Origin of the sequence: Frankia sp. KB5 (assembly GCF_002099325.1) — a bacterium.
Taxonomy (GTDB): Bacteria; Actinomycetota; Actinomycetes; order Frankiales; family Frankiaceae; genus Frankia; species Frankia casuarinae.
In genome coordinates this window covers 1-14374 of sequence record NZ_MRUJ01000238.1, presented here as the reverse complement: position 1 = coordinate 14374, position 14374 = coordinate 1, and the positions used below count along the sequence as shown (strand labels likewise).

17 protein-coding genes are annotated in these 14374 nt (G+C 69.5%); 5 read left to right on the top strand and 12 right to left on the bottom strand.

The genetic code is table 11. From position 1 onward, the window contains the following. Positions 1–346: alpha/beta hydrolase (locus tag KBI5_RS20355; RefSeq protein ID WP_133057090.1), on the top strand; the 346-nt coding region annotated here is incomplete at its 5' end. A gap of 226 nt (positions 347–572) precedes the next feature. Here the strand turns inward: KBI5_RS20355 and KBI5_RS20350 are convergent. Continuing rightward, on the bottom strand, positions 573–2216 hold the full coding sequence (locus KBI5_RS20350) for a PEP/pyruvate-binding domain-containing protein (protein ID WP_198537846.1): 1644 nt from the start codon (positions 2214–2216) through the stop codon (positions 573–575). Further along, complete coding sequence (locus tag KBI5_RS20345) at positions 2203–3087, bottom strand: hypothetical protein (protein WP_085016148.1); 885 nt, start codon at positions 3085–3087, stop codon at positions 2203–2205. Before KBI5_RS20345 ends, KBI5_RS20350 begins: the two co-directional genes overlap by 14 nt. A 168-nt stretch (positions 3088–3255) precedes the next feature. On the opposite strand from KBI5_RS20345, the gene KBI5_RS20340 reads away from it, so the two are divergent. Then, entirely contained in the window at positions 3256–3744 is a 489-nt protein-coding gene (locus tag KBI5_RS20340; RefSeq protein ID WP_241883043.1) for an NUDIX domain-containing protein, read from the top strand. A gap of 9 nt (positions 3745–3753) precedes the next feature. On the opposite strand, the gene KBI5_RS20335 is transcribed toward KBI5_RS20340, so the two are convergent. The 10 genes from KBI5_RS20335 to KBI5_RS20290 form a co-directional block, all read right to left on the bottom strand. Further along, on the bottom strand, positions 3754–4422 hold the full coding sequence (locus KBI5_RS20335; protein ID WP_085016146.1) for a 3'-5' exonuclease: 669 nt from the start codon (positions 4420–4422) through the stop codon (positions 3754–3756). Continuing rightward, positions 4416–5495 (bottom strand): DegT/DnrJ/EryC1/StrS family aminotransferase, encoded by a 1080-nt coding sequence (locus KBI5_RS20330; RefSeq protein WP_241883041.1) that lies wholly within the window; start codon positions 5493–5495, stop codon positions 4416–4418. The genes KBI5_RS20335 and KBI5_RS20330 overlap by 7 nt, the downstream gene beginning before the upstream one ends. Beyond that, entirely contained in the window at positions 5492–6544 is a 1053-nt protein-coding gene (locus tag KBI5_RS20325; protein WP_085016145.1) for a radical SAM protein, read from the bottom strand. The genes KBI5_RS20330 and KBI5_RS20325 overlap by 4 nt, the downstream gene beginning before the upstream one ends. Further along, positions 6541–7260, bottom strand: coding sequence for a hypothetical protein (locus KBI5_RS20320; RefSeq protein WP_085016144.1), 720 nt, complete (start codon positions 7258–7260; stop codon positions 6541–6543). Before KBI5_RS20320 ends, KBI5_RS20325 begins: the two co-directional genes overlap by 4 nt. Next, the gene (locus KBI5_RS20315) at positions 7247–8008 is read right to left on the bottom strand and encodes a WbqC family protein (RefSeq protein ID WP_085016143.1); all 762 of its coding nucleotides are present in this window, start codon (positions 8006–8008) and stop codon (positions 7247–7249) included. The genes KBI5_RS20320 and KBI5_RS20315 overlap by 14 nt, the downstream gene beginning before the upstream one ends. Then, positions 8005–8706, bottom strand: a complete 702-nt coding sequence (locus KBI5_RS20310; protein WP_085016142.1) for a PIG-L deacetylase family protein — start codon at positions 8704–8706, stop codon at positions 8005–8007. The genes KBI5_RS20315 and KBI5_RS20310 overlap by 4 nt, the downstream gene beginning before the upstream one ends. 95 nt (positions 8707–8801) lie before the next feature. Beyond that, the gene (locus tag KBI5_RS20305) at positions 8802–9926 is read right to left on the bottom strand and encodes a glycosyltransferase family 4 protein (protein ID WP_085016141.1); all 1125 of its coding nucleotides are present in this window, start codon (positions 9924–9926) and stop codon (positions 8802–8804) included. Continuing rightward, the gene (locus tag KBI5_RS20300; protein ID WP_085016140.1) at positions 9923–10414 is read right to left on the bottom strand and encodes a phosphoribosyltransferase family protein; all 492 of its coding nucleotides are present in this window, start codon (positions 10412–10414) and stop codon (positions 9923–9925) included. Before KBI5_RS20300 ends, KBI5_RS20305 begins: the two co-directional genes overlap by 4 nt. Further along, entirely contained in the window at positions 10404–11126 is a 723-nt protein-coding gene (locus KBI5_RS20295; protein ID WP_085016139.1) for a 7-carboxy-7-deazaguanine synthase QueE, read from the bottom strand. The genes KBI5_RS20300 and KBI5_RS20295 overlap by 11 nt, the downstream gene beginning before the upstream one ends. Further along, positions 11126–11509, bottom strand: coding sequence for a 6-carboxytetrahydropterin synthase (locus KBI5_RS20290; RefSeq protein WP_085016138.1), 384 nt, complete (start codon positions 11507–11509; stop codon positions 11126–11128). Before KBI5_RS20290 ends, KBI5_RS20295 begins: the two co-directional genes overlap by 1 nt. An 893-nt stretch (positions 11510–12402) precedes the next feature. On the opposite strand from KBI5_RS20290, the gene KBI5_RS25585 reads away from it, so the two are divergent. The 3 genes from KBI5_RS25585 to KBI5_RS20275 form a co-directional block, all read left to right on the top strand. Next, entirely contained in the window at positions 12403–12663 is a 261-nt protein-coding gene (locus KBI5_RS25585) for a hypothetical protein (RefSeq protein ID WP_241883040.1), read from the top strand. A gap of 80 nt (positions 12664–12743) precedes the next feature. Next, on the top strand, positions 12744–13832 hold the full coding sequence (locus KBI5_RS20280; RefSeq protein ID WP_241883039.1) for a tetratricopeptide repeat protein: 1089 nt from the start codon (positions 12744–12746) through the stop codon (positions 13830–13832). Between the two features lie 9 nt (positions 13833–13841). Next, a partial coding sequence (locus tag KBI5_RS20275; protein WP_085016137.1) for a 2'-5' RNA ligase family protein occupies positions 13842–14374 on the top strand: 533 nt, incomplete at its 3' end.

Here is a 14374-nt window from a genome sequence, read left to right as displayed (position 1 = left end):
CGGCTACCTGGAGCACTCGCCGACGTTCCGGCTCGGTCGGCCGCTACTCAACGAGATCTTCTACCTTCGCCCTGACCGCGAACTCGGCGCTGTCACCGCACCGACGCTGATCGTGCATGGCACGAAGGACACCTTCATCCCCATGGACAGCTCGCGGGCGGCCGTCGGCCGGTTCGGAGGCGAGGCCCGCCTGGTCACGGTCGACGGGGCGCAGCACGGCATCGCCGTCCACGACGACCCGGCCTACGCCGACCCCCAGACCCAGATCTGGCAGGCGTCCGTCATCCGAACAGTCGCGGACTGGGCCTGTGAGCAGCTTCGAGCGGAAGAGCGGCCGTCACCATAGCGTCTTTCGGATCGCGCACCGAAGGYCGCGCTACTACCGCGTGAGCGCGTGAACCGCGCGGCTGATTTCGGTCCAGGTGCGCAGGGAACCGTGATCCTGGCGATCGTTTCCTTCGTCCGTAACCGCCGGGCTGAGCTGCGGAAATGGTGTGCGGCCGTGCGATCTGTTCGGCGTTGGATGGTCCRTCTGTTCACACGAATCGGACCGGCCGGCGTTGGTGGATGGGTCAAGTCCGCTTAGTGGTGGGGCGGGTCGGCCGCTCGTGAATTTGTTGCCGGTCTTCAAGGGCGACCAGACGACTGGGGAGGTGGCCGGCATTGGTAGGCCAGGCGATCCTGCCGAATCCTGGTAGGCGGTGTTCCTGGTATCCGGTCGGCAGTGGCGGGAGGGCTGGCTCTTCGCTGGGCTGGAAAACGCCAACGGGTGGTTCCGCAGGGTGTGAGGCGGCTTCGGTGTCGTTGGGTAGGAGCGGTAGTTCATCGCCTGGGAAATGGAGAAGAAGAGTTGCCACTCGTCCGTCGCGGGGGATGGTTTCCGGCTGGGTCTGCGTGACGACAGCGGCGCCGACGAGTGCCGGTGGCTGTCGGTTTGGCGGTTCTTCGGCGGTGACGGCGGATCGGACCGTCCCCGCTGTTCCGTCGACGGTGAGATGGGTGCCTGGCATCACCTTGAGTAGCTCGCGGGGCAAGGCGGTCACGCAGGGGATGCCGATTTCGCGGGCAACGATGGCGGCGTGAGAGAGCGGCCCTCCGGAGGTCGAGGCGATCGCCGCTGGGCTAGCCAGGAGAGCCGGGAGCGCTTCAGGGCCGACGTTGTCGCAGATGAGCACGGCTCCGGTCGGCATCGTGTCTGTGGGGGCTGCGGCGTCGGGATGCTGGTGATGGGCGGGGCCGGTGCCGCGGCCGGGTGCGGCGGGGATGCCGTGCCAGATCGGGCCGTCACCGGATCGAGCGCCGTCGGCCGGGTCGGGGACGGGGCTGGTGAGCGGGCGTGCCTGAAGGATGTGGATGGTGCCGTCTGCGGCGACAGCCCACTCGATATCGATGTGGTCGAGGTTGAGCACCGCGGCGGCACGGCAGGCGAGACGGAGAAGACGGTTCCGAGCCGATGTCGTGAGCAGGTGGGGGTCCGAGATCGGCGCGGGAGCGTAGAGGTGAAGCAGGCCGGCGGCTGAGGTCTGGATTTTGGCGCGCTGTGGTGGTTGTCCGTGGGCCGTGGGAAGAGTGATCCACTCGCCGGGTGGTTGGCGGAGCTCGGTGGCGGTGCCGGGCAGAAGAATCACGTCCTGCTCGGCGGGCGTCGGGCTGGCGCTGGYGCTGTGGTGGCGTTCGCCGCGCTGGCTTCCGTCGACCACTGGTAGCGCGAGGCCGCGGACAGCGTCGAGGGCCCATGGCCGAACGGTGTCGGCGTTGAGGGTGGCGGCCAGTACCCCGGCGGCGTGCGGACGGATCGCTGGTTGGACGAGAACCGCGAGGTGCGCGGTGGGGCGCACGCGGCGACGCGCGGCGTAGGCGGCGAGTGCAGGCGTCGTCGCGGAAGCGCGCACCTCGCGGACGGCAGCGAGGAGCGCCTCGGGATGTGTGGGGGTGAAGCGGGAGGTGTGGAGACCAGCGAAGGACGCCTCGGGGCCGTCTTCCGCGGGCGCTGAGGAGCGGGCGACGATCCCGTAGCGGGTGTCGACCGAGGTTGCCCAGTCCAGCACGGTGGAGACCGCGCTCGTGAGCTGGTCGTCTGGGAGATGGGCGGGCAGGACGAGTCCGTCGGGTACCGGTAGTCCGTGGTGGATCAGCGTCGCGAGGGCGGTGGCCTTACCGCCGTGCCGGGCAGGGTCGGTGGCGTCGGCCAGCCTGGTGACCTCAATGGGGTGCATCGCGGTCATCTCCTAGGAGGTCGGCTGCGGTGATCCGGCACGGGTCTGCCCCGGTGAGGTCGCACCAGGAGTGCGCCCCGGTCAGGAACCGTTCGCGTAGTTCCTTACGTCGTTCCTCGCTGTCGGCCGCCCACCCGAGGAGCAAGGCCATTGCGCGGATCTCCGTGACGACCTGGTAGTCGCCGGCCGCCGCGAGGATGGCGGCGGTAGTCCACGCTTCGCGTCGGCGAGCGGCCCGCGTGCGCTGTGTGATCAGACCAGCGGCCGGGACTGTCTGTTCCTGATGTCGAGCCGTCACCTCGATGTCGAACGCGGTCGCCTCTCCCGACCGGTGGGGGATCTGTATCTGCGTGGCCAGGATGTGTCCGGGCGCGGCGGGAAGCTGGAGTGCCGACAGGCAGGTGAGCGCAGCGTCGTGGGAGCCGAACAGATCGGTGAGCAGGCGTTCCCAGTGGTCTTCGGGGAGCAGCCAGTTGACGATGTGCGTCGCGTTGACCCTGGTGAACGCTGCGGTCGCTGCCGCGAGCGCTCGCGCGAGGCCGCCRACGTCGCCTCGTCGCGCTGCATCGTCGACGCGGTCGAGGGCGGCGCTGGCGACGTCCCGGTCGTGGGTCGCGCGGGTTATCAGGTTGACGGCGTGGTCCAGGCCGGCGAGCTGACGATGCCATGCGCTTGTCAGGTCGCGGTGGGCCAGCTCGGGGATGTCGACGATGCCGGCGCGGCGTAGCTGGCCATACGGCCTCGGATCGTCCATGAGTATCAGGGGCCAACGGATCAGAGCGTCGGTGTAGAGGTCCCACTCCAGATGGCTGGCGTGGGGACGGGTCCGCTCGTAGTCGCAGGTCAGGACCCCGTTCCAGACGGGTTCCATGGCCACCTCCTACTCCGTTCGGGTGCGTGATGCCTGATGGGCCGACGGCGCATCGGTGTCTTGGCGTGGGTGTGGGGTGTCGTGTCGGGATCGGTTGGGAGCGGTATGGGAGGCTCGCGCCATTCCTGCGAGGGCGCCGGCGAAGGCGGGAGCGGAGAGACAAGGTCGATGATCAAAGAGGCAACGGCGACGGTCTTCGTCTTCCGCCACCGCGAGGATGCGAGCTGGCAGGTGGCGATGATGTGGCATCCGCGGTTTGCGGGCTGGATTCCGCCGGGAGGCCACGTCGAGGCAGACGAGAGCCCGGCAGAAGCCGCGGTCCGGGAGGTCGTGGAGGAGCTGGGTAGCCGCATGCGGTTGGTTGCCGGTCCTGCGACCCCGCTGCCGGACGGTTTTCCGCACACGCCCGTGGTGGCGCCTTGGTGGATCGTGGAGATGGCCGCGAGCCCGGACAGTCATACCAGCGAACAGCACGTCCACGTCGACCACGTCTTCGTCGCGCTTTGGGACGGTGACGTGCGGCCGCCGGAGACGAGGGTGCGCTGGTTCGACGAGCAGGAGCTTGCCGACGGGACGGACATCGCCGAGGACTCCCGGTTGCAGGCCAAGGAACTGTTCGCCCGCATTGGGGAGGTCGCGGAGTTCGCGCACAGCTGAGGGTCCGCGTCAGAACAGGGACGGCTGGGTGGTGTTGTCTRCCGGTTCCTGCGTCGCTCGTTTGGGTGGCACGCCGCCGAGGCGGTCGAGGTCGGCGAGGGTGGACCACCGGTCGGTGGCGGCGCCGTGGGTGAGCAGTCGCCCGAACAATGCGACGGTCAGCTCCACGTCGGGCAGGGCGCGGTGCCGGTTCGCGGGCAGTGGAATGCCCAGGTGATGCAACACCGTGTCGAGGCTGTGGGACCGCAGCTCAGGGTAGGCGACTCGGGCGAGGCGGACGGTGCACAGCAGCGGCGTTGCGGCCAGCCGGGGGCAGTGTTCGTGTTGGCGGGAGATCAGACCCGCCTCGGTGGGTGCATGGTGGGCGACCAGTCGGTAGGGCGGTGCGGTCAGGCGGGCGTCGAGAGCGGCCATGACCTGTGACGCTGGCCGTTGGGCGCGCAGCTCCGCGTCGGTGATGCCGGTCTGAGCGACGTCGAACGGGGTTACGGCGACGTCGTCGGGTGGCCGCATCAGGGCGCTGAACCGTCCGGTCTCTGCCCAGTGGCCGGTGCGGAAGGAGCCGGCGACCGCCGCGACCTCGATCGGTTCCGCGGGCCGGCCTTTGGGGGTGAGCGCCTCGAAGTCGATGACGACGAACGTGTGGCTCAGGAACGCGGGGTCGTCGAGGATCACCATGCCGAAATCTCGGTTCTGATCAGGGTCGCGATCTCGGTAAGGCGCGTGTCGTCGTCCGGGACCGGGACCGCGAGCAGACAGTCGGCCGCGTGTGCGGCGCGGGGGCAGGACGCGGGATGCAGCGGGCGGCAGGCTGGATGCAGGTGGGCGGCGCGTAGGTCGAACGTGCCGACGCTGTTGATGACGCCGACCTCGGCGAGGCGGCGGCACAGCCGCCGCGGCTCTGGCAGCAAGATCCGCCACAGCGCGCTGTATCCGTTGGGCTGTTCCCCTGACGTGGCCAGTATGGGGATCAGGCCGGGAACGTCGCCGACGAGGTCGATAAGGCGGCTCGCGGCGTGCCGGCGACGGGCGAGTCGCTCGTCGAAGCCGGCGAGGCTAACCCGGGCGAGCGCGGCGAGTGGCTCGGCGAGTCGGTAGTTCGTGCCAAGGCGCGACAGCGCGGGCTCGCCAGCGGCGGGGATCTGCCAGTGGGACTGGAACGCGGTGGCGCGGGCGGCCAGGTCGGGATCGTCGGTGAGGAGGTAGCCGCCCTCACCGGAGGAGATCAACTTCCCGTCTTTGAGGGAGAAACAGCCTGCTCTCCCGATGGTGCCGAGGAGCCGTCCGTGATACCGGCTGCCGTGTGCCTGGCAGGCGTCCTCGATGAGGTCCAACTGGGCGCTTGCGGCCAGCTCGGCGAGGGCGTCCAGGTCGCCGCACTGGCCGCCGAGGTGGACAGGGAGCACGGCCCGCGTCCTGGGCGTGATCTTTGAGGCCGCGTCGGCGAGGTCCAGCGGCTCGCCGTCCGGCCCGGCGTCGACGAACACCGGATGGGCGCGCGCCTGCACGACGGCTGCGACGGTCATGATCACGGTGAGTGCTGGGAGGAGGACCTCGTCGCCCTCGCCGATGCCGCGTGCGACGAGCGCCGTGTGCAGGGCCGCTGTCCCGGAGGAGACCACGACCGCGTGTGCGACGCCGTGCGTGGCGGCGAGCTCGGTTTCCAGCAGTGATGCCTGTTCGCGGCCGACCGGATCGGGCATCCGCGCGACCACCCGCTCCAGCAACGCCATCGGATCGGGGGTGTTCACGATGCTGTCCCGGCGGAGGTCGACAGGACCCGGTCGAAGTCCATGAGTGGCCACATGTTGACGCAGTCGACGGAGAACAGCGGGCAGTCGGCGCGGCCGTCGTCCGCGGCGAGGACCTGGGCGGCGGTGCCGTCCAGAATCGTCCGGCGCCGCAAGGCAGGCGTAGCGGCGATGCGAAGGGACGACGGGCAGTCCCAGACGGACCCGTCGGGTTCGATGAAGAAGAGGCTTCGGCCGCCGAAGCAGCCGCGGACGAACCCGGTGGGGACGCGGACCGCGTCGGCGACCTGACCGGGGTAGCTCGCCCGTGGTGTCCACACCGGCAGCTGTGCACCGGCGAGGGTGGCGAACTGCTGACCGAGGGTCGGCAGGTCGTCGGTGGTCAGGGAGAGCTGGCGGCGCAGCGTGTGGTCGGGGTCGAGGGCGACGGGCTGCGGGACGAAGTAGTCGCAGTCGAGGTCCGCGGCGAGGCGGCCGGTCGCGGCCAGGTCGGTGAGGTTCTGCCGGGTGAGGACCATGTAGATGCCGACGCGCGGAGCGGGCGCGGCGCCGCGGGCGGCGACCAACGACTGGATGCCGTCGACGACCTGCTGCCAGCCGTCCTTGCCGTTGCGCGCCGGGCGCCAGGCGTCGTGGTAGGCGGCATCGACGGAGTCCAGCGACACGGACACCGCGTCGACTTGAAGGTCGACGAGGGCGCGCGTGAGGTCGGGACGATTCAGCGGTATGCCGTTCGTGCACACGACGACCTGCACGCCACCGCCCTTCAGGATCTCGATCAGGCTGAGGACGGGTGGCCACACGAGTGGTTCCCCTCCGGCCAGGAACACCCGTTTCACCGCCGACCCGGCGATGCTTCGGGCGAAAGCGAGTATGTCGGTGGCGGGGAGGTCGTTGCGCGACAGGTGCGACAGTGTTCCCGGACCGGTGACGGGGCTGTCCCGATGGTCCTCGATCGTTCCGAAGTAGCAGTACCGGCAGGACAGGGGACATGGGCTGCGCAGCGCCCACAGCAGGCTGATCGCCCTCTCGCCGCGGCCTCTGGTCATTGGGGCTCCTGGGGTAGGGCCGCGGCCTGGTCGCAGGCTGCGACGATGCGCCGCACGCAGGCGTCCGTGTCCAGGTGGGTACGGTCCAGGACCTCGAACGGCTGGGGCGATGCGGCGGCGAACAGGCGGTAAAGGCTGGTCACCCGCTGCATGAGCGCCACCTCGCTCGGGCTGGCCTCGCGGCCGATGCGGTGCTCGAAACGCTCCAGACAGCGGTCCGGGTCATCGACAAGCAGGAGCGTGGTGGCGGGCAGGGGCCGCCACTGCGCCAGCAGCTCCAGAATGCGACCGGCGACGGCGAACGCCTCGTCGAGGGGAGTATCAGCCGAGAGGACGGCGGCCTGATAGACGGCCACGCTGTGGGGGCCGCGGTCCTCCAGGACGACCTGCCCCGGGGCGATCTTTGCGGCCTCGTGTCGGTGGACCTGGAGCGCGGCCAGCAAGAGGGTCTCGGTCCGCGGATGTCCGGTACGCAGGAACAGGTCGCCGGTCGCACGCAGAGCGCCGATCACCTGGCCAGGGAGCAGGGCGGGGGCCTGGTCGGGAAGCTCGACCAGCGGCACACACCGGCCTCCGAGGTGCTGGAGGGCGTGGCGGGCGAGGTAGGTCTTGCCGACACCGTTGGTGCCTTCGAGGGTGACCCAGGGTTGCGTGGGCGCCGGGTCGGGTGCGGTGCGTAGGGCGCCGCCGGCCGGGGACTGATCATCGGGTGGCATGGGAGTCCTCCGTGGGGATGGCCGATGTCCACGGGCTGTTCGCCGCGCCGGCTGCCAGGACGCTGCGAGCGTCGGGTCCGCGGTGCAGCAGGAGATCCAGGGCAGACAGGCCGGGGCTGAACTCCGCGCGGCCCTGGTTGTAGGGCGGGTGGGCGTAGGTCGCGATCTCGATCCCGATGTCCGCGTGGGCGAGGCCGTCGACAGCGAGGTAGCTCGTTGCGCCGGTACCGACCCGCAGCGTCCGCGTGCCGGTCAGGCGGCACAGGTCGATCAGCATGTCGGTCCTGCGACCTGTTGGTCTCAGCTCGCTCGAACGCACGATGTCGACCGAGATGCCGAAACCATCGAGGAGCAGTCGCAGCAGCGCCTCGTTCAGGGCGGCGAGCCGCTCCCAGGGCCGGCCGTAGACGGCGGCCAAGCGCGGTTCCCACTGCGGCCAGAACGGGGCCCGGCGGTATCCGTTACAGATGATCCGCCAGTGCCGTTCTCGCCACCGGTCGTCGTCGATGACGACGTCGGAGATCGGTTGGTGATGTGGCCGGCGAATCGGGACCGTCAGCAGCCGGCGTTCGCCGTCTCGGCCCAGGACGTAGTTGCGCTGCTGCCAGCTGCCCGCGGAGTACTGGACATGGTCGAGCAGGAAGAAACGGTCGACGTCCAGAAGCCGGGCGAAGTAGCCAGGCCAGGGCAGATAGGCGGGCTGGTGCGCGACGAGGACATGGCCAGCGGCCGGGTTGCCGCCCGTCATGAGAACGCCATGCGATACACGGCGAACCGTTCGGCCGCGGGGGTACCCACCTCCGCGCCGGCCGCGCAGTCCTGCGCTTGGATCTTCTCGACGCTGCGGGGATGCGGGTCCTCCCGCATCTGGCTGCGGTAGCAGGCGAGTGCCTTGGCCTTGGTCTGAAGCGTCGGGGTGATGTCGACGACCACGGGCCGGGGTGAGGGACCAGCGAGCCAGGCCCGGTCTTCAGGCCCGTCATAGCCCAGCACGACACGCGGCAGCGGCCGGCCGGCGCGAAAGCCCGGCCGCACCGCCGCGAGGGCGGCCAGATGCACGGCTTGGTGATCCTGGTGATGGCCGCCGGCCGGGATGAACAGGGCGGCCGGCCGGGATACCGCCAGTGACACGTCCGGACCCGATTCGATCAGTGCGACCAGCTCGGGAAGATGCGAGCTGGGGCTGGCCGCGCGTTCGTCGTCAAGCCAGGCGACCCTGCGTCGGTCCACGCCGAGCACGTCGCACGCCTCGTGGAACTCGTCCAGGCGCGTGCGGGTGTCAGAACTGCCGCCGAACATCGGCGCGGTCACGCAGGCGACGGCGAGCGTGTCGACCTGGATGCCGTAGTCGGTCATTGCGGCGATCGTGCCGGCCATGCCGACGGTTTCATCGTCGGGATGGGCACCGATCACCAGCGCCCGGTCTCCGGGATGTAGCCCGAACATGGGGCCCTCCTCTTGTCCGTGGAAGGGATGCGACGGGGCCGTACGGACAACCCGCACGGCGGTGTTCCAGACCCGGGAAGATCCGGGTCGTCAGGTCAGGCGGGGGCGGCGGCCGTCGCGGCGAGGAACGCTTCGGCTGCCTTCTCGGGCGTGTGGGCGGCGAGCCGCGCGGGTGCCGATCGGCTGGCGGCGTGATACCCCTCGGCGCTGGCCAGCAGGTCGTCCAGCGCGTCCCAGACGCCGGGGAAGCCCGACCCCGGCGACACAACCCGTCCTGCCGGGCCGATCAGCGTGGGCACATAGCCGTGCCCAAAGGTGATGACCGGGGTGCCGGCGGACAGCGCCTCGGCGGCCGTGTGGCTGAACGTCTCCGGCTCCAGGGACGAGATGACCGTGGCCGCCGCGCCGGCGAAGAACGAGGGCACCTCCCGCCACGCCAGGGCCGGCAGAATCTGGACAACGTCGGGACGCCGCGCCGCCTGCTCACGGCACGCGGCCAGCGCCGCTGCCTGCTCGCCGGGCTCGAACTCGAAGTCGGCCTCGGCGAGCACGATCTCCACCCGGCGATCCCACCGCGGCGGCATCGCTGCCAAGAACGGGGCCTGGCCCTTGACGGGCGCGACCCGGGAGACCATCCGCAGCGGGCCCGACCGGCGCAGCCATTCCCGCTGCTCGTGGTCCGGTGGCTGCGGAAGGGTGAGAACCCCGTTGGGCACCACCCGCCAGGCGCTGGTGTCCCAGCCGTCCTGCGCCGCGGCCTCCACGAGATAGGGGCTTGCTGGCAGGACCACGTCGGCGGCGGCCATCGCCGTCGTCCATGTTTCCGCCGATCCGGGCCGGATCTTGTTGTGCATCATCAGCGCGGTCCGTACTCCGGGTGGTGCGGGGTTCAGGTAACCCAGCCCCCAGACAGGCGCGCCCCAGCACACGACCTCGATCCGCCGCTCGCGCAGCACACGCGACACCTCGGCTATGACGGGTCCGGGCTCGGCGAGCGCGGCGAGCACGTCGGCGTTAAGTGCCGGCCGCGGCAACCGCACCGACTCCAGGCGGACCAGCTCGGGCTCAGCCTCGTCTCCCGGCTCCGCCGGGCCACCGGCAATGACCACGACACTGTGGCCGAGACTTCGCAATCCGGCCGTCAACGCGGCGATGCTCCGCTCGATACCGGAGGGATGATTGGGCCGGTACGTCAGCAGACAGAACGCGACCGCCGTCATGGCTGCTCCCACGGAAAGACCACCCACCGCCGGATCTCGCGTCCGACGTAGGTCGCAATGCGCCCATCACCGCTCGCGGGACCGCGTGTGGTCGGCCAGTTCGCCAGGTTCAGCAGGCACACGGCGGTACGCACGCTGCCAGGGTGGCTGTGGACCAGATGGCTGCGGGCGGCATCGAGCGTGTCACCACTGCCAACGACGTCGTCGACGAGCAGCACGTCCCGGTCATCAAGGCGGCCGACGGAGTCCGGGTTCGCGAGAACGGGCCGTTCAGCCTTCGGCGCGTTCACACCGTCCGACTGGGTATGTGTGATCGTCAGAGCGCGCACGTCCCGAACACCGAGATGGTGAGCGAGCAGCACCGCCGGGACCATCCCGCCCCGCAGGATGCCCACGACCACATCCGGAACCCCGTCGGCGATCACCGCGGCGGCCAGCGCCTCCGTGATCCCGGCGACGTCATGCCAGGTGAGGAGGTCAGCGTCCACGGACGTCTCCCCACAGGAGGATGTGCAGGCGAGGCGTCAGGTTCCACCCGCGTGCCAGCACCTCGTCAGCCACCGATCGCATGACGGCGAGCGTCGACTCCGCGTCGGTGCCCTCGGGCATCACCCAGATCGGCGCAAGGCCGAACCGGGCCTCCAGGGCGGAGAGCTCGTCCAGATCGGCGAGGTCCCGGACGACGAACTTCCAGACGCAGGCCGCCATGTCGGCAAACGTTCGGATCACGTCCGGTCGAATTCGTCGATTCTCCGGCAACCCGCTGTTCGCCAGTTTGATCCCCACGTTGAACTGCGCGGTGGACGCGGCCAGCGCAGGGCCGGGAACGAGCGTGCCGTTCGTCTCGATCTCCAGACGTTTGCCCGCGGTCGCTAACGAGGCCACCAGGTCTGCCAGCCCGTCCCGCTGAAGCAGCGGTTCCCCCCCGGTGACCACGACGAGCGTCGTTTCAGAACCCGCTGCCCAGGTGACGAGGTCGGCCACGCTGACGCGTCTGGTCTCGGCGCTCCGGTCGAAGCGACTCCAGTCCCAGGTGAAAGGCGTGTCACACCAGCCACAGCACAGGTTGCAGGTGGCGAGACGAACGAAAAGCGCCAGCCGGCCGGACGAGGCACCTTCACCTTGGAAGGTGGGTCCGAACCATTCGCTGACCTGGAGATCCCGAGGCGGCGCCGCGGATTGCAACGTTGCCTGGGTCATCAGTCGCGCCCGGCAGGCGTGTACTCGGCCCAGCTCCCGGGCGTCTCGGCGACGCGCATCGACACGAGCCTGCCCGGGATCAGCGGCTCCAGGTTGTCGATGAACCAGCGAGCCAGATGGGCTGCCACCAGCTCGCTGGTCGGCGGAACGTTCATCACCTCGTTCAAGTCACGATGGTCGAAGTGCTTGTCCAGAAAGTCGCTGAACGGCGCCAGATCGCCGAAGTCGGTCACGAATCCGGGCCCGCTGAGGCGATCTGCGGCGAGCACGACCTCGACGGTGTAAGTGTGCCCGTGCACACGGGCACACTTGTGCCCTGGCGCGAGCCCCTCAAGATGGTGGGCCGCATCGAAGGAGAAACGCTTACCGATCCGGTATTCCATGTGCCACCCCCTTCGGAAGGTCGTCAGCCGACCTTCGTCGGCAACGAAAGGTAAAGTTTGTTGTCGTCGCTGCGTGGTCATTCCCTCGGTTGCGAAGGTGGCTCTCACCACCCATGGCGCCGATGCTTACGGCGGGTGCTCTCGCCCGATAGGTACGGTCCGCCGCGCGGTTTGGGTAGTTCTCCTGACCTTAACGATGTTCTTGGAGTAGGCGAATCGAGGTAGACACCTCCCTCACTCGAAACTCGCGCCTCGCAACCGCAAGATCATCTATCTGGGGGTGCATGGCGCGTCACCACGATGGCCGACGCCGGGGAGGCGAGTCATTCCCTCCACGACGAACGTTTTGTTCGGCTTCTACGTGAGGGCTGGCCTGCGAGAACTCCGCCGTGCGGCCACTTCTATTCGATGCGATCAAGAAGATTCGTCCGGCACCACCGTTGGGACGCCGCTCCCCGTGGCCCGCGCGCGGCGCACGGGCGTCCTGAAGGCAGCGCTCGCGATGGTGCTGGGAGCCCTCGCTGACAGCAGGCGCGGGCTGAGTGCGGCGGCGACAGGCGAGGATGCTCGTCCCTGTTCCAGCGGGCAGGGCCGGCCACCTGGTCGTCGATGTCCTTGCCGGTCGGTGCGGCATCGGCCTGCTCTAGGTACTCGCCGTGTCGCTACCTGGTTGTGGCCCGGGGGCTGGTAGCACCTACGGCTCGATTCGTCCCGACGAGCGCCACGTCCGGCGGTATTTCACGTCCCATCAGGCATCACAGACGATGCCACCGATCGATCCACTCGATCTCTCTGTTCTCACCGTGAGCAGAYGGCTACGGTTGCGGAGGTTAGGTCGACAGCGGACGGCCCCGCGGCCGATCGCCGTCCAGGCGCAGGGAGGGCATCGCGGCATGGGCAAGACCAGCCAGCGCGTCGAGCAGGAGGAGTTGCGCGCCCGGATGCGCGCGGTGGGCATGGCGCACGACGAGATCGCTGTCGAGTTCGCCCGTCGCTACCGGCTGCGGCCTCGTGCCGCCCACCGCGTCGCACATGGCTGGACCCAGACGCAGGCAGCYGACCGTGTCAACGCCCATCTCGCCCGCGTCAGCTCTGACGTGGATGGCGTCGCCTCGACGACCGGGAGCATCTCGCACCCGCCGACATGCTCCTGATCAACAGCCTGCGCCGCATGTCGGCAGGTGTGAGCGGCCCACCGGCGACGCCCGTCGCCATGTCGCCATGGGGATCAGAGGTGCCTCCCGGAACAGGCGAGCTGTCCGCCGCGGTCGAGCGCTCCGGCCCGGATCGTTTGACTATTCGCGCCGCGACGGCCGCCACAGTGGTCCTGGCTACCGACGACGAGGTGGACGAAGTCACCCAACGCATGCAGCTTCTTGCCGCGACGAACGTGGACGATGCGACCGTCGAGCAACTGGATGTGAGCGTCGAGCTGATCGGCCGCCGCTACGAAACGTCGGACGCCCCGAGCGTCTACCCGACAGCTCTTCGCCAGCGCCGCCRCGTCGCCGTCCTCATGAGTGGCCACCAGCATCCGCGTCACCGAGCAGACCTGTATGTCCTGGCCGGGAAGGTGTCCGGGCTGCTCGGCTATCTCGCGTTCGACCTGGGCAACGAGATGGTTGCCCGTGCCTACTGCAACGAGGCGATGAGCCTCGCCCAAGCCGCTGACAACCGCGACCTTGCCGCGTGGGTACGTGGCACACAGAGCTTCATCGCCTACTACGCCGGCCGCTACGAGCAGGCCCTGGACTACGCCCGCGACGGTCAGCGCTACGCCGCGGGAGGTCCAGCGTCCATCCGCTTGGCGGTCAGCGGCGAGGCGCGCGCGCTCGGCAAGCTGGGTGACCGGCGAGGGGTCGACGACGCGGTCGACCGGGCCCTGGCCGCGCACGCGCAGGTCGACCAGGTCGACCCGGTCGGCTACTTCCTGTCGTTCGAGCCGTTCACCGGCGCCCGCCTTGCGGGCAACGCCGCCAGCGCGTACCTCGCGCTGGGCGCCGTCGACCGCGTCCGCGAGTTCACCGACCAGGCCATCCCGATCTTCGCCCGCTCGAACTCGGCGGCCAGCCACGCCCTGACGCTGGTCGACGCCTCGATGGCCTACCTCGTCGGCCCGACCGCCGAACCCGACCGAGCCGGCGCCCTCGTCTGTGAAGCCCTCACCGTCGGGTCCACGTTCAAATCGCAGGTCGTGGCCCGCCGGGCGCAGGACTTCGTCACCAAGGCTGCGCCGTGGTCAAAAGTCCCGGAGATTGCCGAGGTAGCCGACACTGTCGCTGCATGGTGCGCTGCGTGTACCTCCCAGCGCGCCCCGTTCTAGCCTGGCAGCGTGCCGCACTTCCACGAGGGCCAGGTCGACGCCGACGACTGGGAAGCCTTCCAACGCACGGAACAGATGGCCGACCACTGGTACTGGCGCCCCGGCCACCGCCCCGGACGTAACTACCTCACCTGGTACGTCGTCTTCGACGACCAGGCCCTCCGCGACCACGTCGCCTACCACCAGAAAGCGCTTACCAACCTGAATTATCTCGACTCGGTGCCCGCGGACGGCATCCACATGACGGTGCAAGGCGTCGGCTTTCCCGACCAGGTCGACATCGAGACAGCCGCGCGCATCGGCGAGCAGGCAGCCGCCCGCACAGCCGACATCGAGCCCTTCACGCTGACCGTTGGCCCGATCGCCGCCTACGCCGGTGGCACATTCCTCCGCGCCGCGCCCTGGGCTCCGGTCGCCGACGTCCGCGAGCGTTTGCGCGAAGCCATCGCCACCGAGCTTGGCGCCGACCAAGTCCCCGCCGAACCCGCGAGGTTCAAGCCGCACATCAGCGTGACGTATTGCAACGCCACCCCGCCGGCCGC